Below are 23,119 nucleotides of genomic sequence, written 5' to 3'. Positions count from 1 at the left end.
TGAAAAATAGGAAGTGGTCGCTTCTTGAGATCAAAAAGGCTGTTGGCCGATTTTTTTCGGAGTACGTGGCATATTTACCTGTTCTCTCTCTTTTTCCATTTGATTTCTAACCTGATCAACGTTTTTTTTCCAAAGGTACTGGGACAATTCACGGATAAGCTGCAAATTGGCGGATTAACAAGCAAGCTTATTGTGGATTACAGCTTATTGCTGCTGCTTATTGGCGTTGGACAGGTGCTGTTTAACGGCATCGCAATGTATTTGGTTATGTATGTAGGAAGAAAATTTGAATTTGTTGTTCGAAGAGGGCTATTCAAACATTTTACACAAATGGGCGAACGGTTTTATTCGAAAAATGGTGTAGGCAAGCTGCTCAGCTACTTTATGAATGACGTTACAGCTGTAAGGGAATCGATCTCGATGGGGGTCAATTCAACAGCGAATGCGTCGATGCTGCTCGTGGCTTCCATAACGATGATGCTTGTCAGCCATATTCCTTATTATTTGATATTGGCTTCGATATTTCCACTGCTGCTTATCCCTTTTATCGTCGTATATCTCGGACCTATTATTAGAAAAAGGTCGCTTGAGGTGCAGGAATCTCTAGGCCTCATGACAGAGACGGCAGAGGAGCAATTCGGCGGCATTCGCGTAACGAAAAAATTTGCGGTAGAAGACATTATGAATGAACGCTTCGGCAAAACGGTCGACCAGATCAGGCTGAAGCAATTGCGGCTAGTGCGCGTTTCTTCTTTTTTCCAAGCGTTGATTCCGTTTCTAGGAGCAATTTCTTTAATCGTCGCGCTTGCTTTTGGCGGTTACATGACGATCACGAAGCAAATTACGCTGGGCAACTTCGTTGCATTGACGCTTTATATTAGAATGCTGATGAATCCACTCCAGCAAATCGGCAATGTCATTAATTCGATTCAACGTTCTCGCGCTTCACTTGAGCGTCTAAACGGCTTATTGTCGCAGCAAACCGAAATTATGGAGCTTCCTAACGCGAAAGAAGTGAATTTGACAGACGCGGGCATTACGATTCGTAATCTATCCTTTTCATACGATCCATTGTCTAGTCCAGTACTGAAAAATATTAACCTGAACGTTAAACTAGGCTCAACACTTGGCATCATCGGGCGTACAGGGAGCGGCAAGACAACATTAATGAAGCTGCTGCTTCGCACCTACGACCCGCCTCCAAAGACGGTCTGGTATGGAGAAACAGATATAAGAGAAATGACGCTTGAGAGCTTGCGAACTCAAGTTGCCTACGTCCCGCAGGACGGCTTTTTGTTCAGTACAACAATTAGAGAAAATATTGCTTTCTCTAACCGAGAGCTTGAGCTTGAAGCGGTTGAGCAAGCCGCGAAGCAAGCTCAAATTTATAATAATATTGCTGAGCTGCCTGATCAGTTTGAAACGAGGCTCGGCGAGCGCGGATTAACCTTATCCGGCGGTCAGCGTCAGCGCACAAGCTTGGCCCGCGGAATGATTAAGAATGCTCCGATTATGATTTTGGACGATAGTGTCAGTGCCGTAGATGCGGTGACAGAGAAGGATATTATAGAAGCGATTCAAACGGAAAGAGACAGCAAAACGACGATCATTATTGCGCACCGAATTAGTGCAATCAAGCATGCGGATGAAATCATCGTGATGGATGACGGCTTGATTGTGCAGCGGGGCACTCATATAGAGCTGCTCTCGCAGCAAGGACTCTATGCGACGCTTCATGCGATACAGGAGGAGGGAAGTCAACATGCGACCGGCACAAGCCATTCATAATTGGCAGGCAGATCAGAAGGCTGATCCGAATCAACCGGAGCAGAAACCGGAATATGTCTCGGCCTTCCGCACATTGTTCGGGTATGCGAGACCTCATCTATGGGCTTTTATTGGTGTGTTTTGTTGTACGTTAATCGCGATTTTATCTGATTTGTTCCAGCCTTTTTTAATGAAAATAGCGATTGATGACAATTTATTATCCGGCAAAAATGACTACAAAGGGTTGCTAACCATTTGTTTCATCTATTTGGGCTTATCCATGTCCAGTTTGCTGTTTAGCTATTTGCAAAACAATCTGCTTCAAAATATTGGGCAAAGCATCGTGTCGCGCATTCGCAAGCAGTTGTTTGGTCATATTTTGAAGCAGTCTATGCGGTATTTCGATCGGATGTCGAGCGGCAGCTTAATTACGCATGTCTCAAGCGATACAGAGGCGCTGAACCAGTTTTTTAATCAGGTGCTGCTGAGCTTGTTTAGGGATGGGCTTACACTCATTTTTATTATGGTGATGATGTTTCAATTAGACACGGAGCTGGCGCTTTATTGCTTGATTTTATTGCCGATCATATGGGCGATTGCAATCGCCTTCCGCTCCTTTATGCGCACGACCTACCAGCTTGCTAGAACGAGGCTATCCCGGCTTGTAGCGTTTGTTGCCGAGAACCTGTCGGGGATGAACCTTGTACAGGTGTTTCATCAGCAGAAGGAGCAAGAGAAGCAATTCAACGAGAGAAACAGCTTATATTTTAAAGCAAATCTTCGGGAAATTCGGACGAATGTTGTGTTTGGCCGAACCTTTGATATTTTGAGCAATTTATCGATTGCCTTTGTGACATGGATTGGCGGTAATGCTGTTCTTGGCCACCAGCTGGAATTCGGCGTATTGTATGCGTTTATTACGTATATCCGCCAGTTTTTTCAGCCGATTAATACGATTACGCAGCAGTGGAATACGTTGCAGTCTGCTACCGTTGCCATTACGAGAATTTGGGGCGTGTTCGCGAATAAGCCTGACATTACAGATCGCGAGCTTGAATCGATCGAGCTGCATAAGACGGATAGCGATGAAGAGGCGGATGAACGTCAAGCGTCTATATCCAATTTGAGCTTGGAGCAGGTGAAGGGCCAAATTGATTTTAATCGGATCTCCTTCTCCTATGAGGAAGGAATTCCGATCATAAAAGATTTGGATTTGCATATCCATTCGGGTGAGCTGATTGGCGTCGTAGGTACAACAGGAGCGGGCAAAAGCTCGCTGATCAGCTTATTGTGCAGATTCTATGATGTGAAGGAAGGCAGCATACGAATAGATGAGATCGATGTCAGGGATATCCCGCAAGCAACCTTGCATCGTCTAGTCGGCTTGGTTCAGCAGGAGCCTTATCTGTATTCGGGTAGCATTATCGAGAATATAAGAATGTTCGACGAATCCATTTCTCGCGAGGAGGTTATTCGTGCCTGTGAATTTGTAGGCGCGGATACGATTATTCATAAGCTGAGGGATGGCTACGATACAATGCTGTCAGAACGCGGCAGCGGTTTATCCGCAGGTGAGCGGCAGCTGATTTCTTTTGCGAGAATTATTGTGTTCAAACCTAAAGTGCTTATTTTGGATGAAGCGAGCGCTAACTTGGATTCTCATACGGAACAATTGATTCAAAATGCGCTTCAGGTCGTATCGCAAGATCGAACAACCATTGTAATTGCGCATCGCTTGTCGACGATCATGCAGGCGGATCGGATTATTGTAATGAGTCACGGTGAAATCGTGGAGCAAGGCAATCATCAGGAACTGCTGGAGCATGATGGACATTATAAGGAGCTGTATGAGCATTCGCAAGGCAATATTGCTGTATAAAACTCTTTTTGCGCCATATTTACTTTTTTCGGCACGAGCCGCTAGGCCATTCATCATATAGGAGGCAGATTAGATGAGTCATGTTGTCAATCATATTACGGATTTGATAGGAAACACGCCTTTGGTACGTTTGAACAGGGTCATGCCGGAAGGAAGTGCAGAAATTTATTTGAAGCTGGAGTTTTTTAATCCAGGCAGCAGCGTAAAGGACCGGATTGCCATCAGCATTATTGAAGAGGCGGAGCGGGAAGGGAAGCTGAAGCCGGGCGATACGATCATTGAAGCGACGAGCGGCAATACGGGTATTGGCATTGCATTGGTAGCCGCAGCAAGAGGCTATAAAGCGGTGCTTGTTATGCCGGAGACGATGAGCTTGGAGCGCCGCAATCTGCTGCGGGCATACGGTGCGGAACTGGTGCTTACGCCCGGAGCTGAGGGGATGAAGGGAGCGATTCGCACCGCGAAGGAGCTGCAAGAGAAGCATCCCGATTATTTTCCGGCGCTGCAATTCGATAATCCGGCAAATGTGAAAATTCACCGGGAAACGACTGGCCCTGAAATCGTAAGAGCGGTGGAATCGCTTGATGGCAAGCTGGACGGTTTTGTAGCAGGTGTGGGCACAGGGGGTACGATTACGGGCGCTGGCGAAGTACTGCGCGATCGCTTCCCTGATATCCATATTGTAGCTGTTGAGCCGTCCTCATCACCGGTTTTATCGGGAGGAGCGCCTGGCCTGCACAAAATTCAAGGCATTGGCGCGGGTTTTGTACCTTCGATATTGGATGCGGATATTTATAACGAGATCATTCAAGTGAGCAATGATGATGCATTCGAGACAGCTAGAAGAGTGGCCAAGGAGGAAGGGATCTTAGGTGGCATTTCCTCAGGAGCAGCTATATATGCTGCTATTCAATTGGCGCAGAAGCTGGGCACCGGCAAGCGGGTAGTTGCTGTAATCCCAAGCAACGGCGAGCGCTACTTGTCAACGGTGCTGTATCAACAGGAACAGCAGCTTTAAAGGTTTGGTCATAGTAGAAGGACAGACAGCCAGAGGCGATATAGCCAATGGCTGTCTTTTATTTGCTGCTGCGGATGGTGGGAGCGTAAGGCAGCAACAGGCTCAGATTGTTTTGGAGTGAGCGGTTAGGTTAACATGATTGGTTAATTGACTAAACGATTGTTTGCTTTGTTGAATGAGCTCCATATGGGGTGTAAGTCTGGTTTCTAGACTTATTTGCACGTATCAAGCTGGATTGGTGGGAATAGATCTATTTTTTAGTTCTATTTTTGCTGAATTGGTGTTTGGACGGGGATTGTGTGGCGATTTATTTATAGATAAGACTAGTTTTTAGTCTTATATGCACGAAACCAGCTAATTTGATGGAAATAGATCTAGTTTTTAGTTCTATTTCTGCTGATTTAATACTTTGGTGGGGATAGTGGAGCGATTTACTTACGGATAAGACTAGTTACTAGTCTTATTTGCACGAAACAAGCTAATTTGATGGGAATAGAACTAGTTTCTAGTTCTATTTATGTTGATTCGCCGATTAGATGAGGATACTGGGGCGATTTACATTAGGTTAAGTCTAGTTTCTAGTCTTATTCCCACGAAACAAGCAAATTTAGTGGAAATAGAACTAATTTCTAGATCTATTTTTGCTGATTTGCTACTTAGACGGATATATTCGGTCGATTTAATTATGGATAAGACTTGTTTTTAGTCTTATATGAACGAAATAAGCTAATTTGATGGAAATAGAACTAGTTTCTAATTCTATTTCTGTTAATTCGCCGATTAGATGATGATATTGGGACGATTTTCATTAGGATAAGTCTAGTTTCTAGTCTTATTCGCACGAAACAAGCTAGTTTGATGAAAATTGAACTAGTTTCTAGTTCTATTTTTGCTGATTTGGTACTTTGGCGGGTATATTGAGGCGATTTATTTATAGATAAGACTAGTTTCTAGTCTTATTTGCACGAAACCAGCTAATTTGATGGAAATAGAACTAGTTTATAGTTCTATTTTTACTGATTTAGTACTTTGGTGGGGATATGGGGCGATTTATTTATAGATAAGACTAGTTTTTAGTCTTATATGCACGAAATAAGCTAATTTGATGGAAATAGAACTAGTTTCTAGCTCTATTTCTGCTGATTTGGTACTTTGAGGGGGATATGGGGCGATTTACTTACGGATATGACTAGTTATTAGTCTTATATGCACGAAACCAGCTAATTTAATGGAAATAGAGCTAGTTTCTAATTCTATTTCTGTTGATTCGCCGATTAGATGAGGATAGTGGGGCGATTTACTTACGGATAAGACTAGTTCATAGTCTTATTAGCACGAAACAAGCTGATATTATGGAAATAGATCTAGTTTTTAGTTCTATTTTTGCTGATTTGGTGTTTTGACGTGTATAGTGGGAAATTTACATCAGGATAAGACTAGTTTCTAGATCTATTTCAGACGATTAACGGCTTAGAAGGAAGATGGACTGATTCGCCGCATGGATGTGTATATGAATTGATTTGTAGTATCGCACATCACAACAAGTCACAGCTACTCACTGAAGACCAAACTCTCTATCAAAACAACAGCCCCACATGAATGCTTGCCTTATCAAGCATGAACCTATTAAAATGAGGAAGCAATCTTAGTCGCAGTCATGGCCATTTCCGACACTATCATTTTTCACACTATATAATAGAAAGAAGCAGATGCAGCGATGAATATTTTCTTTCACATTTTAATGACAAACGTGCTTCCGATGGTCATCATGATTGGGCTTGGCATTATTATTCAAAGAGCGTTCAAGCTGGATATTAAAACGTTATCGAAGCTGAATTTTTATTTATTTTCACCGGCTATTATGTTCGACCTCCTATATAAAACGGACATTTCTGCCCAAGTAATAGGGAAAATATTATTGTTTTTTGTGCTGTTTATGGTTACGCAATATATTATCGTTGAGCTGGTTATTAGAATAAGAGGGTATCAGCCAAGCATGAAGAGCGCGATGCGCAACAGCGTCTTATTCTATAACAGCGCAAATTACGGCATTCCGCTCAATCAGCTGGCTTTTGCAGGAAACGAGAAAACACTCGCTATTCAGATATTAATTATGATGATGCAATCTCTTATACCGAACACGTATGGCATATATAACGTTAACGCGCACAAAGCCGATATGCGGGCGATTTGGCGGACAATTATCTCAATGCCGATTATATATGTCATCCCGCTTGCCTTCCTGCTCAGAGGGTTCGACGTTCCCATCCCGCAGCCTATAGCTACACCGATCGGTTACTTATCAGCAGCGTTTATCGGTACAGCGCTTATTACGCTGGGCGTACAGCTGGGCAATATGGAGTGGAAAATAAAGCGGTCACTTCTCATTGATGTCAGCATATCGGGCATACTCAGACTGATTGCCGGTCCTTTGCTCGCGTGGCTGATCGTCTGGCTGATGGGACTCGACAAGATGACGGCAGCTGCACTCATCGTTTCATCAGCTGTCCCTACTTCACTCAGCAGTGTGCTTCTCGCTGTAGAGTTTGACAACGAGCCAGAGTTTGCCTCGCAATCTGTTTTTGTTTCTACTATTTTAAGTATAGTCACGGTTACCGCAGTTATTTTTTTCTTAAATCTTGATATCTAGAAACTAGTAAACCTATCAACCTCTTAATTTTGAGTTTGTTAGGTTTTTTATTTCTTGTACAACAAGATGGACAAGGTTAAAATGGAAAAAGATACAAGGGTAATCGATTTATTGGAAATGGAGGTCTATTACTAGATGCTGCCTATCACGCATGATATTATTCATGCAAGCGCTTTAAAAAGAACATTTGGACGTGGAAACGGTGCAGTTACCGTACTAAAAGGTGTCGATTTGTCGATACCATCCGGCAAGCTTATTGCATTTAAAGGGAGATCAGGTTCTGGAAAAACGACGCTTATTAATTTGTTAAGCGCATTGGATCGTCCGACCGAAGGGAATATTACGTTTGCTGGACGCGATTTGACGGCGATGTCGAATCAAGAGAGAGATATGGTACGCCGCAAGGAAATGGGGCTTATTTTTCAATCCTTTGCACTCATTCCTCTAATGTCCGCCTATGAGAACGTGGAGTTTATATTAAGAGTTTCAGGTATGGCGGCAAACGGCCGCAAGGAAGCAGCGATTAACGCTTTAGAGCAAGTTGGCTTAAAAAGCCGCATGCATCATCGGCCATTCGAGCTATCGGGCGGAGAGCAGCAGCGAACAGCTATAGCACGGGCAATTGCCCATAAGCCGAAGCTTCTTTTGGCAGACGAGCCTACAGCTGAACTGGATAGCCGCACAGGCTTGCAAATTATGAAAGTGTTTCGTGATTTGGTAGAAATGGCAGGAATGACAATTATCATGACGACACATGATCCTGCAATAATGGAAATTGTTGACCATGTTTATGAATTGGAGGATGGACAAATTGTCGCAAAAGCTTAAGCCGATACTCGGCTGGTCATTCGCGCTGCTTCTTAGCGCTTCACTAACAGGGTGCTCCTTGCTTCCTGCCGAGGAGGCTGCCTTAAAACCTCCTCTTGTTAAGCCGGCGCAAGAAAATTACCGCACGGTAACGGTCGAGAAGGGGACAATTACACAAGAAATTAAAGGAAGCGGAAGCCTGGAGTCGACGCAATCGGAGATTGCGCAGTTTAAAGGACAAGGCGGCCGTATTGCGAAGATGATGGTTACCTCGGGAGCGCAGGTGAAGAAAGGAGATGTCTTGGTTCAGCTTAATGTAGATGGACTGGACATTCAATTAAAGGAACAGCAGCTCGCCCATGCCAAAGCTAAGCTTTCATTTAAACAGGCTAAATTAGGCGGAGACAATGATGCGATTGATATCGCTAAGCTGCAAATGGATATTGAGCAGTTAAAGCTGGATCGTTTGACGGCGACCTTTAACAGCAAACAGCTTGTTGCCGAAATGAACGGCCAAGTAACTTTCGTTGAGGATCTGAAGGAAGGCGATTTTGTTGAGGCTTATCAAACGCTTGTTGTCATATCCGATCCATCACAGCTGCGCCTGGCGCTGCGAGTTGAATCAGGTGCGGAAATTAGCAGCGTTGATGTTGGTTTCCCGGCAATGGTTACCTTCGGGTCTGAAGAAGTGAACGGGAAAGTTGTACAGACACCATCATCGGCTCCTTCAACGCTGAACCAGCAGCTTCAGGATCGTTACTCCAAAACATTGTTTATTGAAGTGCCGAAAGTGCCTGGAAACGCCACAATCGGAGCGTTTGCTGATGTCAAAATTATTTTGCAGCAGCGTGATGATGTACTCAAAATCCCACGCAGCGGCGTGCGCAGCTTCCTTGGCAGAACATTCGTAAGAACGCTTGAGGATGGCAATAAAATTCGTGAGATTGATGTCGAAACGGGCATAAAAGGCTCGACGGAAATTGAAATTACGAAGGGCTTGGAAGAAGGCGCGATTGTTGTACTTCAATAATGAGTCTGTATAGAACGATTGATAACCATCAACTAGCTTCATAGGAAAGGTTATGAGCCGTTTACGCTTGGGAGGTTTTGAAGTGGCTTTGTTTATTATGATTATTCGTAAAATGGTGCAAAATAAGTGGTTGGTCGGGAGCTTGTTTATTGGCTTAGTCATGTCCGTAGCCTTGGTAAGCAGCATGCCGATTTATTCGGAAGCCATTTTATCGAGGATGCTGGTCAAGGATTTAGAGACTATGCAGAGCGAGCGGGGGATATATCCCGGCAATCAATACAATAAACTTTTTTACACGAAAGAAACACCGGAGCAAGTTAATAAGATTTATACAAAAGTAGATCGCTACATACGTGAGCAAGCACAATCCAACTTTGGCATACCGGTGCAGGAGCTTATCGTTGATTTTCAATCCAGATCAATGAAGATCAGACCGGAGAATGATCCTGAGCCAGATACGAAAAAAAATCTCAAGACGATGTCGCTTCGCTCCTTCAGTGATCTTGAAGAGCATATTACGCTGACGGACGGCAGAATGCCGGCTGAGCAGCAGCCAGTTGATGGCGTTTATGAGGTTCTTGTTACAGAACGAAGCCTGGTTCAGTTCAAAACAGTACTGGATTCTAAGTTTTATGTGAACGACGATAAAATTGCCGGGGAAATAGCATTTAAGCCGGTAGGCGTATTCAAGAAAAAGCAGGATGACGACCCCTATTTTAGAGATACGGATCTAAGTGAGCTAAGCTCAAGCTTTGTCATTAGTGATAAACTCGCTAAGCAACAGCTCATGCAGGAAAGCCGGATTCCGGTAGCGTCCGTTGGTTGGTTTTTTGTATTGGATTATTCTAAGCTTGAGCTTAGCTTGGTAGATGGCTTCATACAAACAACGAATAAAATTCGCAACGTTATGCTTAATAATGTAACGATGTATCAAGCCGTCTCGGAAACACCGGCTCTGGATACGATTTCGAAATACATGGTACGGGCAGAACAGTTGAAGACGCTCATGTGGTCGCTTAATGTTCCTGTTTTGATTATGCTCGGGTTCTACATGTTCATGGTATCCAATCTAATTGCGGATCGGCAAAAAAATGAGATTGCTGTTCTGCGAAGCAGAGGAGCTGCACGTTGGCAGGTTATTAGCTCTTATGCCGTGGAAGGCATTATTTTATGCGGCATCGCCTTTGGTGTGGGTCCTTTGCTTGGCGTCATGCTGACCGAGATGCTTGGTGCATCCAATGGTTTCCTTGAATTTGTACAGCGCGTTCGGCTGCCTGTCAAACTTACGGACGAGTCTTTCCGTTATGGAGCGATTGCCTCCGGCGTTTGTTTTGTCATTATGATGATTCCTATCATTATGGCTACTCGCGTCTCTATTGTTGGTCATAAGCAGCAGCTGGCTAGACTTTTGAAATCACCGTTATGGCACAAAATGTTCCTTGATGTGATTGCATTAGCGTTGGCTATTTATGGCTTATACACATTCCGGAAAAGGCTTGCTGATTTGCAGAGCTTAGGTTTAAATGCGGATGATCTGAACATCGATCCGCTGCAATTTGTTGTTCCTGCTTTGTTTATTATGGGTGCAGGTTTGCTCTTGCTTCGTTTGTACCCGTGGGTTCTTAGACTCATCTATTGGATCGGCAAGAAATGGTGGCCGCCTTCCGTATATGCCACATTAATTCAGGTTGGACGCTCCAGTTCGCAATATCAGTTTTTAATGATTTTTCTTATTATGACGATTGCTACCGGCGTATTTAGCGCTTCAGCGGCAAGAACGATCAACAATAACACAGAGGATCGAATCAGGTATGGAAATGGCGCAGAGGTCGTATTGACTACACAATGGATGAACGATGCACCGCCGCCTCCGCCTCCGGGAGCACCGTCGACGCCAGCGCAGGATTTAGCTATGCTCGCGCCTGTTCATTACTTGGAGCCGGCATTCGAGCCCTTTAAAGCACTCAAAGGCGTAGAGCATGCAGCTAAAGTATTCAAGAAAGAAGTCGCCTTTAGCGTAAATGAAAGTAATGGCCCTGCAACGTTAATTGGTATTGATTCCGATGAGTTTGGAGAAACAACGTGGTTCCGTGACAGCTTGCTTGACTATCCGCTTAATGATTATTTGAACCTGCTTGCAGCAGATCCGCAGGCTGTTCTCATATCGCGGACGTTAGCCGATCAGAACAAAGTGAAGCCTGGCGACACGATTTGGGTAGGCTGGAGCGATGTACCGCAGCAGCCGTTCAAGGTGTATGGCATCATTAATTATTTCCCAACCTTTAATCCGAACCCTGCGGTAGGCAGCGTAAATGTTAGTGAAGATAAAGATACATCGGGTGGCCGAGCACCGATGCTGATCGTTGGCCATTTGCCGCGTATTCAAGTTCAGCTTGCACTTGAGCCTTACGACGTATGGCTTAAATTAAAGCCTGAGGTGAGCACTTCCGAGTTTTATGAGGGGCTTAAGGAATCGAAGCTTCCGATTACGAATATTGTCAATACAAGAGAGAAGCTGGTGACTGCCAAAAACGATCCGTTCCTTATGGCACTAAACGGTATTTTGACTTTAGGTTTCGTCTTGTCGATTCTTGTTAGCTTTATCGGGTTTTTATTATACTGGGTATTATCACTCCGAGGCCGGACCTTGCAAAATGGTATTTTGCGCGCGATCGGTCTATCGCTGAGACAGCTCATCGGCATGCTTGGGGTTGAGCAGCTGTTAACTTCGGGCGTTGCTGTTCTTATTGGAATAGGTGTCGGAAATATTGCGAGTCGATTGTATGTGCCTAACTTCCAAATTGCGTTCAATCCAAGCAGCCTTGTACCGCCTTTCAAGGTTATGTTCGATGCGACGGATTTAATACGGATTTATGTGCTTGTCGGCTTTATGTTGGTCATCGGACTTGGCATATTAGCTTATATGCTATCGAAGCTGCGTATCCATCAAGCGATCAAGCTAGGGGAGGATTGACGGATGATTCATTGCGAAGGGCTTGTCAAAATATACAAAACAGCCGACCTAGAGGTATTCGCCCTGCAAGGCCTCGATCTTCAAATTGAAAGCGGCGAGCTGATGGCCATTATTGGCAACAGCGGCAGCGGCAAATCAACGCTGCTGAATATGCTTGGCGGACTGGACCGTCCGACGGCAGGCAAGCTGACCGTTGACGGAAGAGACATGCTGAAGTTTAAGGAGCGCGACTTCGTTCGGTATAAGCGAGAGAGCGTAGGTTTCGTCTGGCAAAATAATGCAAGAAACTTGATTCCTTATTTAACCGCGCTTGAAAATGTAGAGCTGCCTATTTTGCTAACAGGCAGTCGCAAGCGCTGGAGAGCGAAGGAGCTGCTTGACGCCGTTGGCCTAAGCCACCGTGCTTCAAATAAGCTATATGAATTATCAGGGGGAGAACAGCAGCGGGTGGCAATCGCCATTGCGCTCGCCAATCATCCTAAGCTGCTGCTTGCGGATGAGCCTACTGGGTCGGTAGACTCGCGAATGGCTAATCAGATTTTGGACTTATTCCGTGAACTGAATCGTACGATTGGCATTACCGTTGTTATCGTTACGCATGATCCAGAGCTTGCGAAGAAGGTAGATCGTGTAGCAGCCATCCGAGACGGCAAGATTTCATCCGAAATGCTGCGCAAACGTTCATATGCGGAAGAACTGGCGGAGCTTGAGCAGGAGGATGAGGAAGGCACGCATGTAGAATATGCGGTGCTTGATAAAGCGGGTCGATTGCAGGTGCCTTCCAACTATTTGGAATCCATCGGTGTGAAAAACTCGAATAAGCTGCGCGTAGAGCTTGGAGAAGGCAAGATTATCCTGCTGCCTCCTGAGGAGAAAGAAAAAGCCGAGTAAAATATTCAATGGCAAAAAGAGCTGTGCTTGGTCTGCAATGACCGTTGCACAGCTCTTTTTCTTGCAAGCTTACGAGTTAGATAAGCTAGAGAATGAGGCGTTCGATTGGCTCACTTCGGTAAACTCGTCGTTTCCCCATTCATCCCAAGAGCCTTCATAGGGGCGAATATGAGGATAACCCATTAGTCGTAAAGTAAAATAAGTATGCGCTCCGCGTTGATTTGTCTGGCAATAAGGCACGATTGTTTTTGCAGGGTCAATGCCAAGAACATCAAATTGCTGCTTTAAATCTCGATAAGCTTTGAAACGAACAATGCCATCTTGATCTGCCCCTTCTAGGGAATCGTTCCACTCTCGATGAACTGCGCCAGAAATATGCCCGCCCTTTCGATTCGAGCGTTGATCAGCTCCGGTGTATTCTAAAGCGGAACGTGTATCGACAAGAAGACAATTCTCGAGCCCAGCTTGGATAGATGCTTTCGTGGCAACCAGCTCTGAATGAGCGGATAACGTCAGTGTACCTTTAGAGGCTGGCGGCAAATCAGTTGTTGTCTCATAACTCGCCGTAGTCCACGCTGCGAAACCGCCATTCAATAGCTTCACTTGATCCTTCAGACCATAATACTCCAGCACATAAAAGACGCGCGCCGCTAACACTCCGCCTCCATCATCATAGACGATAATTGTTGAATCATTGCTGACGCCAACATTTTCAAACAAATAAGCAAGAGCATCCGCGGCAGCAAAAGTGCAGCGTGAGCTATCCTTTAATGCTTTGGCGTCCAGCCAGTACGCCCCTGGAATGTGACCTGATTCATATCCGCGGGCTCTGACATCTAATAAAACGATGTTCTGCTCTTGGTAATGGTTTTTAAGCCAATGCACCTCTGCCAGCAGATGCTCATTAGGGTAATGTAAATCGTTCGTATTCGTTATGTGAGCAGCCTCCACATCTTAATAAGTTACAACGGACTGAAGCCGAGGTTTTCACGCAAATTTTGTCCAGCATACTCGCTAGGAAATAATCCTCGCCTTTGCAGCTCAGGAACGACTAGTTCCAGAAAGGCGTCAATACCGCCAAATGCCAGCTGAGGCATAACGCTAAAGCCATCAGCAGCACCATTCACGAACCAATGCTCCATAATATCAGCTACTTGGTTAGGTGTTCCAGCAATGCTTAGCTGACCGTTGCCTACCCAATATTTCTCGAGCAGCTCCCGGAGTGTCAGCTGTTCATTATCAACAATCTTTTTGACCATCTGATAGAAGGTTTGATACGCATTAACTTGGCCCATATCAGGAAGCTTCGGAAAAGGATCATCCAGTGCACATCCCGAAAAATCGATGCCAAGCAAATTGGAAAGAGACATGACCGAACGTTCTATTGAACCGAGCTGCTGCAGCTCTCTCGCAATGTCACGAGCTTCAGCCTCCGTTTCACCAACAATAACATGAATGCCCGGCAATACTTTAATATCATGCGGGGAACGTCCGGCTTTGACTGTTCTTTCTTTGATGTCTTGATAAAACAGCTGCGCGTCTTCAAATGAGTTTTGGACGGTGAATATAAGCTCGGCATATTGAGCAGCTAAATTTCTGCCATCCTCTGAGGCTCCGGCTTGGATAAGCAGAGGTCTTCCTTGCGGTGGACGCATCATGTTAAGCGCACCGCGTACGGAATAATAATCCCCCTGATGCTGTATATCATGAACCTTGTTGACGTCGGCATACACACCGGATGTTTTGTCTTGGACGAGCGCATCGGCTTCCCAGCTGCTCCACAATTTGAGTACGACCTCTGTGAATTCCCGCGCTCGCTCGTAACGTTCTGCATGAGCTGGCAATTGCTCCAGCCCAAAGTTGAAGGCGGTACGTTCTACGCCAGTGGTTACAATGTTCCAACCAGCTCGCCCGCCGCTTATATGATCAAGCGAGGCGAATATTCTAGCTGTGTTATAGGGCTCGGTGAAGCTTGTAGAAACGGTAGCAATAAGGCCGATTCGCCCCGTTACGGTGGCAATGGCAGATAACAATGTCAGTGGTTCGAAGCCGAAGATCGGACCATGCTGGACTGCTTTTGCCTCAATCGACAGACCATCCGCGATAAATAGGGAGTCTATCCGGGCGGCTTCCGCTTTTTTGGCGATCCGCAGGAAATGACTGACGTCATGAATTTCATCCAGCTTCGTGCTTGCATGACGCCAAGCTCCTTTGTGAGCGCCCGCATTGTGTAGAAATAAATTTAAAATCATTCTGCGATTAGGCTCGCTCATCTGGATCACCTCCTGTTTATTTCATGCCGCTAAGCGCAATTCCACGAATGATTTGCTTCTGGAAAATAAGAAAAATAACAATAAGCGGAGCGATTGATATCGTTGTTCCTGCCATAATTAAGATCCAATTGCTCGTATCCTTCAGCTCGCTGGAAAAATAAACAATCCCAACGGGCAGTGTGAATTTCTCCTCCGTTTGCAGCACGATGAGCGGCCAGATGAACTGGTTCCAGTTCCCGATAAAGGTAAGAATAATCAAAGTGATAATAGCGGGCTTCACTAATGGGATGGCGATATGCAGCAGGATACGCCATTCATTAAGTCCATCAATGCGAGCCGCATCCAGCAAATCGGAAGGAATGGAGTCCATAAACTGCCTCATAAGAAAGATGCCGAAGGCCGTAATAATGCCGGGAAACAGCACGCCCCAATAAGTGTCGGACCAGCCTAATTCATTCGCAATTAAATACCACGGGATGATGAGCATCTCTGTTGGAACCATTAAGGTGCTGATTATGAGCAGAAAAATGAGCTGTTTGCCGACGAAAGAAAATTTGGCGAGCACATACCCCGCCGCTGTATCGAAGATTAGAACAGTAGAGGTTGCAATCAGAGAGATGATGAGCGTATTTTTAATCCATTGTGCGAAAGGAGCCTTTTTGAATATGGCAGCGTAGTTGTCAAAGGTTATCGTCTCAGGAATTAAGCGTAGATTGTAAACGTCCTGAGGAAGCTTGAAGGAGGTAGCGACCATCCATAAGAACGGAAACAGCATGATGCCGACGCCAAGCGTTAGCAGCAAATAAATGACAAGCGTGCGCAGCCTCTCTGCGGGGGACTTTGCGTTTTTCTGTGTTTTGTAAACGCTTTGTGTGCTCACTGATTCGTCCTCCCATCAATATTCTACTTTTTTGTTCAACACTTTTAATTGAAGCAGCGTAAGCACCAAAATGACGACGAACAAAATAACTGTAGCAGCTGCGGCGCTGCCCATCTTAAACTGCTGAAACGCTAAATTGTAAATATGGAGCACCATCGTCGTTGTCGCATTCAGCGGTCCTCCATTTGTCATGCTCAGCACCTGTCCGAACGATTGCAAATAAGAGATGACGCCAATGACAGCCGAAAAAACGATGACGGGATTAAGCAGCGGAAGCGTAATATGACGGAATTTCCGCCATGCGCTTGCACCATCGATAGCTGCCGCTTCATAATACATGCGCGGTATCGCTTCAAGCCCTGTCATAAAGATAAGCATTTGAAAGCCGGTGCTTTGCCATATCATCGTTAATGTAATGAGAATAAGCGCCTGACGCGGCGATTGCAGAAACAATTGCGGTTCTAGACCGAGATTTAATAACATCTCGTTTAACCAGCCGTTGCGCATGAGAATCCACCGGAATACCCAGCTTACTGCGACGATGCTTGTGACGTAAGGGATGAAGTACACGGTACGGAACAAGCCGCGCAGCCGCTTGATATTGTGAAGCAGCAATGCGACAAATAGCCCAACGATCAGCTGTCCGGGAACACCAATAACAACAAATTTGAACGTATTGGCAATCGACTTGAGGAAGATTTCATCTGTGAACAGCGTCTTGAAATTCGCCAGTCCAACATAAGGTTTGCTCGGGGACAATAAATCCCATTCACGAACGCTCACATTGAAGGCATACAGGATGGGGAGCAACCGCGTGCTGAGGAAATAAAGCAGAGGAATTCCGAGCGTAATATAAATAAACAAATAACGCTGCGTGCGGTAGGATAGACGTGTGAGGAACAGTTCTCGGCTTTTGCGTACGGTTAGCTTTAAGGCATGTGCAATCATAATGGAACTCACCTCCATTTCATCAAAAGAAAGGCGCTCGCTCTAGGCCGAGCGCCCTTATTATTACTTTTTGTCTGCAGCAGCCCAATAGTCGTCATAGAGCTTTTGCGTTTTGGCTACAAGGTCTTGGAAGGCCTTCTCGACCGGAACTTTATTGAGCAGCACTTCATTTGTCGCATCAACAAATAATGTTTTTTCTTGGGTTTCGTCGATGAAGAAATGCGCGCGGCTATCGTCCAATTGGGAAATAAATGGCCCTAGCTTCTCGTCGTTTACGTATTTATCCTGCGTCGCAACAGCTTTCTGTGCTGGAAGCTCTCCGATTTGCTCTACCCATTTCTCCTGAACCTCTTTGCTCGTTAGAAATTCCAAAAATTCAGAAGCAGCCTTCAGCTTGTCGCCTTCAACATTTTTGGGAATGGCGTTCGCCCAGAAGGAGGACGGAGCTGATTTGGTTTTGTAGGACGGTAGAGGTGCAACGCCATAATTTAAATCTGGAAAGTCCTTCTTAATGGAGCCAAGTCGGAAGGAACCGTCGATATTAATAGCTGCATGACCGGTCATAAAGGCATTGCTGTCATTCTCATAAAATCCGTTAATCCCAACCTTATGCTTCACGGCAAAATCGATTAAATATTGAAATGCCTCCAAACCTGCAGGTGTTTCTGCCCATAATATTTTGCGACGATCATCACTTAAGTCTTGACCGCCTGCTTGATGCAGCAGACCATCTCGATACCAGTGATGCAGCTGCGCGCCGGGCTCCCATGCGAAACCTTCAGTGACAAACTGTCCTTTGGCATCTGTTTCTGTCAATTTCTTGGATACGTCTACCAGCTGCTCCCATGTTGTAGGAAGCTCAGTAATATTGGCTTTGGACAATAGATCCTTATTGTAGAACAAGGCGAGTGTGCGTACGGCAGTAGGAATAGCGTAATAGGAGCCATTAATTTTTGCGGCGCTCACTAATGGGTAAAAATTGCTTTCAATTTCCGCAGTTGGAAAATGATCCTCAGGCAGCGGCTGCAAATAACCAGATGAGACGTATTTCGGCAGCCAGCCATAGTAGAGGTTAATAACATCTGGTCCTTTGCCTGCTGGCACCAGCGTAGCAACCTTCTGATTGTATTGATCATAAGGGAAGTTGGTTTGTTTTACGGTAATGTTCGGATGTAAGGTTTGAAATTCTTTTATGAGTTCGTTGATCAGTTCAACCTTGGCTGGAAACTCATATTGCCAATATTCAATCGTCACTTTTTTATCTGTTTCTTTGTCTGTTGCCTTATCGGTTGGTTTTTCCGTTGCTTTATTTTGTTCTGTGCTGTTTGCTTGATTGTTGCTGCCGCAGCCTGCTAGAGCAAGTGCGATGATAAGTGATCCTGTAACGATAGAAACTGAGCTTTTTTTCTTCAATGGTATCCACTCCTTTTTTTATAAAAAAAACGGTGCTTATGCTTGGCTTGCGATGTCGGATTTCTTGGTAATCGTGTTAGGCGGCAATTTAAGACCGAGCAGGCGCCTAGCGTTATTGCCGAATATATTCTCGATATCTTCCTCTCCGAATCGCAGCTCGCGGCAGGCGCGAACTTGATCCTGCAGGTAACGATAAGGGTAACCTCGAGGAAATCCGCTGGCGTCCGTTCCAAAAATAATACGTTCAGGCCCGATCAGCTCATAGGTTTTGCGAAGCGCGAATTCCAAGGTGAGCTCATAAGGCATCCAGCGCATCCATTGATTGGAGCCGGAAGTATCGACATATACATTCGGGCAGCTCCAGCACAGATGAAGCAGCTCTTGGAAATAACCTGCGCCAAAGTGAGGAATGATGAACGGAATGTCCGGAAATTCTCTTGCTGTGTTGAAAATTGCTAGAGGACTTATATTCGGATGATGGGCAATTCCTCCCGCATGGCCGAGTAAACCGAAGTGGATCAACACAGGAAGCTTCTTCTCTGCGAGAAAGGTCCATACGGGCGTGAGGGACGGATCATCAAAAGGGATGGAAGTCAGCGGGCCGAACAGCTTATAACCTTTAAGCCCTAACTCATTAACTGCCCTTCGAAGTTCTTCCTGTGCGCCAGCATCCTCGATGGCGTGATGGGCAAAGCCGGTAAAACGATCAGGATGACTGGCCAGATGGTCGGCCAAATTGTCATTATCAAGCGCGGTGAGGAAGTTGAGTCCTCCGATCCCGTACTTATCAAGCTCCTTCACCCATCGGTCAATTAACGGCGTGTTTTCATTTTCACTATCGTTGTCTGCAATCGTTGCATCTGGAAAATCCCAAGTGAGCCGCATTCGCTCGCTTCTCTCTGCACCATAGCGAGCAACGGATTCATGTCGTTTGTTATTTCCTAGCACTAATCGGTAAGGAAGATGTCCATGCACATCAAATACTTTAAATTGGCTGCGAAACATAGCTTCACTCCATTCATAATTCCTTGATGATCCAATCAGTCAAAATCAAATCAATATCGGCAGCGCCAGCTGCCAATCGTGATTCTCGTTCCTCCAGCCATAGCGCAAGCTCGGATAATCTATCTTGCTGAACAGTAAGTGCCCGGTTCATCTCGGCAGGGCTAGGGCCGCCCCGCAGCCTGCGTATATTTACAAAATGCGTAGGCTCCAACGCTTGCTTTAATTGCTCCTCAGTCAGCCCAAGCGGGAAGCCAATGGTTTGGATCGCAGCTTCATTTAATGCTTCAAGGTTCAAGTCAGTTATCTTGTTGCCATGCTGAACGGCATGCGTGACGAGCTTGCTTACGATTGAATGTGCTTTATGAAAAGATAATCCTTCATCTCTGACGATTGTATCAGCAAGCTCGGTAACAGTAGCGAAGCTTGCAGCAGTGCGCTGCCTCAGAACATCCTCGTTTAGCTGCAAGGTGGAGATGACCTTGGACAACAATCGGTATACAACTTCAAGCGTCTCTAGGCTGCGCCAAGCATAGGGCTGCATATCGTCTTCGGTATCCACAATATCGCCAAAAGGCGTATTGTGAATCATCGTAAGGACGGTCTGAGCATTGCCTGCAATGCTGGATAAGAGTGAACGGATATGCTCAACAGAAACGGGATTTCTTTTTTGCGGCATAATGGAGCTGATTTGGACGTATGGGGCGGCTATTTGAATGACTCCAAATTCCTGTGTGCACCACAGCAGCAGCTCCTGCGTAAATCGTCCAAGATTAATCGCTGCGAGCGAGATTCCAGCGGCGATTTCACCTACATAATCTGCTCCGCTTACAGCGTCATATGAGTTTTCAATTAACCCGTCAAAAGCAAGCAGCTCGGCAACGCGTTCCCGGCTAATGGCAAAGCCCGACGTTGTCAGAGCGGCAGCTCCCATGCTGCTTAAATTACAATTTGCGTAGGCCGCTTGCAATCTGCGTATATCCCTTGCGAGCGAGTCGGTTACCGCTGCAATGTAGTGGGCGATTGTCGTCGGCTGTGCTTGCTGGGTATGCGTATGAGCGATAAAGATCGTTTCTGTATGCTTCTGGGCGAAAGCAAGCAGTTCAGTGTGCAGCTTCAGGGCAGACGAGATCGTTTTAAGCAGTTTTTCTCGTAAAGTGATTCGGTATATGGCGATACCCATGTCATTGCGGCTTCGAGCCAAATGAAGGCTGCCGGAGGCTTCATCCGATAATTTAAGCAGCTGGTGTTCCACTTCAAAAAACAGATCCTCAAATTGGCCGGTATAGGTACCGCTGTTTAACTGCGCCAAATCAACAGAAAATAATGATTTGGCGATTTTATGGCCTTCTTCCTTGCTGAGCAGCCCTTGCTCAAGCAGCATGATGAGATGCGCTTTATGCACGGAGATCATTGGAAGCAGAAGCTCCTTCTTGGCTTGGTCATAGGCAGGCGCAAGTACCGCTTCAGCATAGGTTCTGCCAGGGAACGAGCTGCCTTCCGCTGTGTCGCTCCGTCTAATCGTCATCGTGTACGCCCTCCTTCGTAAAATAACTTTTTATTTGGCAGATGTTGAGATTGCATGAGAATATAAAAACAGCCGGAGCTATCGCATAAAGCGATTTCTCCGGCTGTCCGGTCGTTTTCCATATTATTCCTAGTGGAATTGTATGATTAGAATAGTATCACGGTTTTATTTGGAGCGCAACTCTTTTTATTGTCCGTTAGATCTTCGACATTTCATCGCTTGGTACAGGCAGAAGCTCGCTCGAGTCAAGAGGTGTATACGAAAGTAAAGACTAGTATATGGATCAACATTGCTCACCTTTCTATACTAGAACTAAGAAGGAAAGCTGCATAAAAGCAGCCGCATTATTATTATGAAGACCATGTGGAGGGGTAGTATGAAGAAGAAAAGGAAGGCGCTTTTGAGTATCGCATTGGTTCTTAGCTTGGCCGTAGCTGGATGTGGCAAAAACACGAATGAACCGGAAAAATCGACTAACACGCCTGTTGAAAAAGGAAATGAAGTAATTGAAGTATCGACGGTTTCGCCAAGCGATCAATATTTGAAGTTTGATGAGGGCGAGAGTTTCGAGAAAAATTCCGTATACGATGCCTATGAGAAAGACATTGGCGTCAAGATTACGAACAAGTGGGTAGCCGATACGAGCCAATTCAAGGAAAAGGTAAAGATTACGATCGCATCCGATGATCTTCCCGATTTCCTCTTAGTTAATGCAACGCAATTGAAAGAGCTGACTGAAGCGGATATGATTATGGATTTGACCAAAGTGTATGACGAGAATGCCACAGAGGAAACGAAAAAGTTTTTGACGATGGATGGCGGCATGCAGATGAAAACAGCGATGTTCGACAACAAGCTGATGGGTATTCCGAGCTCATACAATCCGTACCAATATCAGTTTTTGTATGTGCGTACAGACTGGCTGAAGGAGCTGAATTTGCCTGAGCCGAAGACGATGGAAGATTTCATGGCGATTGCTGAAGCTTTCAAAGCCAAAGATCCAGGCGGCACAGGCACATCATACGGGCTTGCCGTAAGTAAAAATCCATTCAGTATGGATACAGGAGTAACGGGACTACGTGCATTCCTCAATGGTTATCATGCCTATGAAAATATTTGGATTGAAGATGGCAAAGGCGGCTTGGTTAACAGCGACATTCAGCCGCAAGTAAAGGATGCGCTTGCTGCACTGCAGGATATGTTCAAAAAAGGGCTGATTGATCCTGAGTTCGCTGTAAAAGATGTGGAGAAAGCGGCAGAACTCGTTTACAACAATAGCATTGGCATGGTTTACGGTGCATCTTGGACACCAGCTCAGCTTGTGAAAGGTGCTGTGAAGGACGGAAAAGTGGTTCAGGAGTGGGGAGCATTCCCGATTCCAACAGTAGACAGCAGCCCTGCATTATCCCAAATCGGGCTGGGTGTTGATGAATATTATGTCATCTCCAAGAAGGCGAAGCATCCAGAAGGCGTTATTAAGCTGTTGAACCAGTGGATTGCCGTCGATAATCATCCAACCGATGAGCAAAAGGTATATGAATTCGGTAAAGACTTGAAAGAGAAGGGCAACAACTACTGGCTGCTTAGTCCGCTGCGCGTAGGTAAACAACTGGATAACAACGGCGAAATACTGCCAAAAGCGATTGCCAATAAAGACACTAGCATTTTGGTAACGAAGGATCATAAAACGCGGTATGAGCGGGCAATGAAGTATGTTGACGGTGATACGAGCATGTGGTGGGAGTATTTGATCTCAGGCCCAGGCGGCGCGTTCTCTCATGTACCGGAAATCCAGAAGAATAAGCAATATTTGCAAAATAAATTTTACGGCGCGCCAACTCCAACTATGGTAGACCGACAAGAAATTTTGCTCAAAAAGCGGGATGAAGTTTTCTTCAAAATCATCATGAATCAAGTATCGGTGGATGAATTCGATAAATTCGTCGTGGAATGGAAAAAGCTTGGCGGCGATGAAATTACAAAAGAAGTAAACGAGTTTTACGCTGCTCTGAAATAATTGCAAAACGAATGAGTAGAGGGATTGGTTGAAGCAATCCCT

At 45.4% G+C, this 23,119-nt stretch carries 16 protein-coding genes; 9 read left to right on the top strand and 7 right to left on the bottom strand.

Going from position 1 to position 23,119, the window contains the following annotated elements; translation table 11 throughout:
• Positions 1–24 precede the first annotated feature (24 nt).
• The 8 genes from BK120_RS18670 (at position 25) to BK120_RS18635 (ending at position 13,016) form a co-directional block, all read left to right on the top strand.
• Entirely contained in the window at positions 25–1,788 is a 1,764-nt protein-coding gene (locus tag BK120_RS18670; protein ID WP_076269017.1) for an ABC transporter ATP-binding protein, read from the top strand.
• Complete coding sequence (locus tag BK120_RS18665; RefSeq protein ID WP_076269016.1) at positions 1,763–3,646, top strand: ABC transporter ATP-binding protein; 1,884 nt, start codon at positions 1,763–1,765, stop codon at positions 3,644–3,646. The genes BK120_RS18670 and BK120_RS18665 overlap by 26 nt, the downstream gene beginning before the upstream one ends.
• Positions 3,647–3,719: 73 nt before the next feature.
• Entirely contained in the window at positions 3,720–4,664 is a 945-nt protein-coding gene (gene cysK, locus BK120_RS18660; protein ID WP_076269015.1) for a cysteine synthase A, read from the top strand.
• Positions 4,665–6,381: 1,717 nt separating this feature from the next.
• Positions 6,382–7,314, top strand: a complete 933-nt coding sequence (locus tag BK120_RS18655) for an AEC family transporter (protein WP_076269014.1) — start codon at positions 6,382–6,384, stop codon at positions 7,312–7,314.
• 135 nt (positions 7,315–7,449) lie between these two features.
• On the top strand, positions 7,450–8,142 hold the full coding sequence (locus BK120_RS18650; protein ID WP_076269013.1) for an ABC transporter ATP-binding protein: 693 nt from the start codon (positions 7,450–7,452) through the stop codon (positions 8,140–8,142).
• Positions 8,126–9,151: an efflux RND transporter periplasmic adaptor subunit gene (locus BK120_RS18645; protein WP_179089824.1), complete on the top strand. Its 1,026-nt coding sequence runs from the start codon at positions 8,126–8,128 to the stop codon at positions 9,149–9,151. The genes BK120_RS18650 and BK120_RS18645 overlap by 17 nt, the downstream gene beginning before the upstream one ends.
• A gap of 82 nt (positions 9,152–9,233) precedes the next feature.
• Positions 9,234–12,125 (top strand): ABC transporter permease, encoded by a 2,892-nt coding sequence (locus BK120_RS18640; RefSeq protein WP_076269011.1) that lies wholly within the window; start codon positions 9,234–9,236, stop codon positions 12,123–12,125.
• A 3-nt stretch (positions 12,126–12,128) separates the two neighbouring features.
• Positions 12,129–13,016 (top strand): ABC transporter ATP-binding protein, encoded by an 888-nt coding sequence (locus tag BK120_RS18635; RefSeq protein WP_076269010.1) that lies wholly within the window; start codon positions 12,129–12,131, stop codon positions 13,014–13,016.
• A gap of 69 nt (positions 13,017–13,085) precedes the next feature.
• Here BK120_RS18635 and BK120_RS18630 read toward each other — a convergent pair whose 3' ends face one another.
• The 7 genes from BK120_RS18630 to argH form a co-directional block, all read right to left on the bottom strand.
• Positions 13,086–13,901: a sulfurtransferase gene (locus BK120_RS18630; protein WP_256710945.1), complete on the bottom strand. Its 816-nt coding sequence runs from the start codon at positions 13,899–13,901 to the stop codon at positions 13,086–13,088.
• Between the two features lie 77 nt (positions 13,902–13,978).
• Positions 13,979–15,289, bottom strand: a complete 1,311-nt coding sequence (locus BK120_RS18625; protein ID WP_076269009.1) for an LLM class flavin-dependent oxidoreductase — start codon at positions 15,287–15,289, stop codon at positions 13,979–13,981.
• A gap of 16 nt (positions 15,290–15,305) precedes the next feature.
• Positions 15,306–16,169 (bottom strand): carbohydrate ABC transporter permease, encoded by an 864-nt coding sequence (locus BK120_RS18620; protein ID WP_256710944.1) that lies wholly within the window; start codon positions 16,167–16,169, stop codon positions 15,306–15,308.
• Between the two features lie 15 nt (positions 16,170–16,184).
• The gene (locus BK120_RS18615) at positions 16,185–17,117 is read right to left on the bottom strand and encodes a carbohydrate ABC transporter permease (RefSeq protein WP_144376795.1); all 933 of its coding nucleotides are present in this window, start codon (positions 17,115–17,117) and stop codon (positions 16,185–16,187) included.
• Between the two features lie 63 nt (positions 17,118–17,180).
• On the bottom strand, positions 17,181–18,530 hold the full coding sequence (locus BK120_RS18610; RefSeq protein WP_256710943.1) for a sugar ABC transporter substrate-binding protein: 1,350 nt from the start codon (positions 18,528–18,530) through the stop codon (positions 17,181–17,183).
• Between the two features lie 36 nt (positions 18,531–18,566).
• A complete protein-coding gene (locus BK120_RS18605) occupies positions 18,567–19,535 on the bottom strand; it encodes an amidohydrolase family protein (protein ID WP_076269006.1) in 969 nt (322 codons plus the stop codon).
• A 13-nt stretch (positions 19,536–19,548) separates the two neighbouring features.
• On the bottom strand, positions 19,549–21,060 hold the full coding sequence (gene argH / locus BK120_RS18600) for an argininosuccinate lyase (protein WP_076269005.1): 1,512 nt from the start codon (positions 21,058–21,060) through the stop codon (positions 19,549–19,551).
• A 376-nt stretch (positions 21,061–21,436) separates the two neighbouring features.
• Between argH and BK120_RS18595 the strand changes: the two genes are divergently transcribed.
• Positions 21,437–23,077 carry an extracellular solute-binding protein gene (locus BK120_RS18595; protein ID WP_083682174.1) on the top strand — a complete coding sequence of 547 codons (1,641 nt, stop codon included), beginning with the start codon at positions 21,437–21,439 and terminating at the stop codon, positions 23,075–23,077.
• The last annotated feature ends 42 nt before the right edge of the window (positions 23,078–23,119 follow it).

The organism is Paenibacillus sp. FSL A5-0031 (assembly GCF_001956295.1).
Lineage (GTDB): Bacteria > Bacillota > Bacilli > Paenibacillales > Paenibacillaceae > Pristimantibacillus.
Note: the sequence above shows the minus strand (reverse complement) of the source record. Positions and strands in the feature narration are given on the sequence as shown.

Bases quoted from the DNA above. Each gene is read 5' to 3' on its own strand.
- BK120_RS18650 (WP_076269013.1), top strand. From the start codon at position 7,450: ATGCTGCCTATCACGCATGATATTATTCATGCAAGCGCTTTAAAAAGA.
- argH (WP_076269005.1), bottom strand. From the start codon at position 21,060: ATGACGATTAGACGGAGCGACACAGCGGAAGGCAGCTCGTTCCCTGGC.
- BK120_RS18655 (WP_076269014.1), top strand. From the start codon at position 6,382: ATGAATATTTTCTTTCACATTTTAATGACAAACGTGCTTCCGATGGTC.
- BK120_RS18605 (WP_076269006.1), bottom strand. From the start codon at position 19,535: ATGTTTCGCAGCCAATTTAAAGTATTTGATGTGCATGGACATCTTCCT.
- BK120_RS18625 (WP_076269009.1), bottom strand. From the start codon at position 15,289: ATGAGCGAGCCTAATCGCAGAATGATTTTAAATTTATTTCTACACAAT.
- BK120_RS18615 (WP_144376795.1), bottom strand. From the start codon at position 17,117: ATGATTGCACATGCCTTAAAGCTAACCGTACGCAAAAGCCGAGAACTG.
- BK120_RS18595 (WP_083682174.1), top strand. From the start codon at position 21,437: ATGAAGAAGAAAAGGAAGGCGCTTTTGAGTATCGCATTGGTTCTTAGC.
- BK120_RS18635 (WP_076269010.1), top strand. From the start codon at position 12,129: ATGATTCATTGCGAAGGGCTTGTCAAAATATACAAAACAGCCGACCTA.
- cysK (WP_076269015.1), top strand. From the start codon at position 3,720: ATGAGTCATGTTGTCAATCATATTACGGATTTGATAGGAAACACGCCT.
- BK120_RS18665 (WP_076269016.1), top strand. From the start codon at position 1,763: ATGCGACCGGCACAAGCCATTCATAATTGGCAGGCAGATCAGAAGGCT.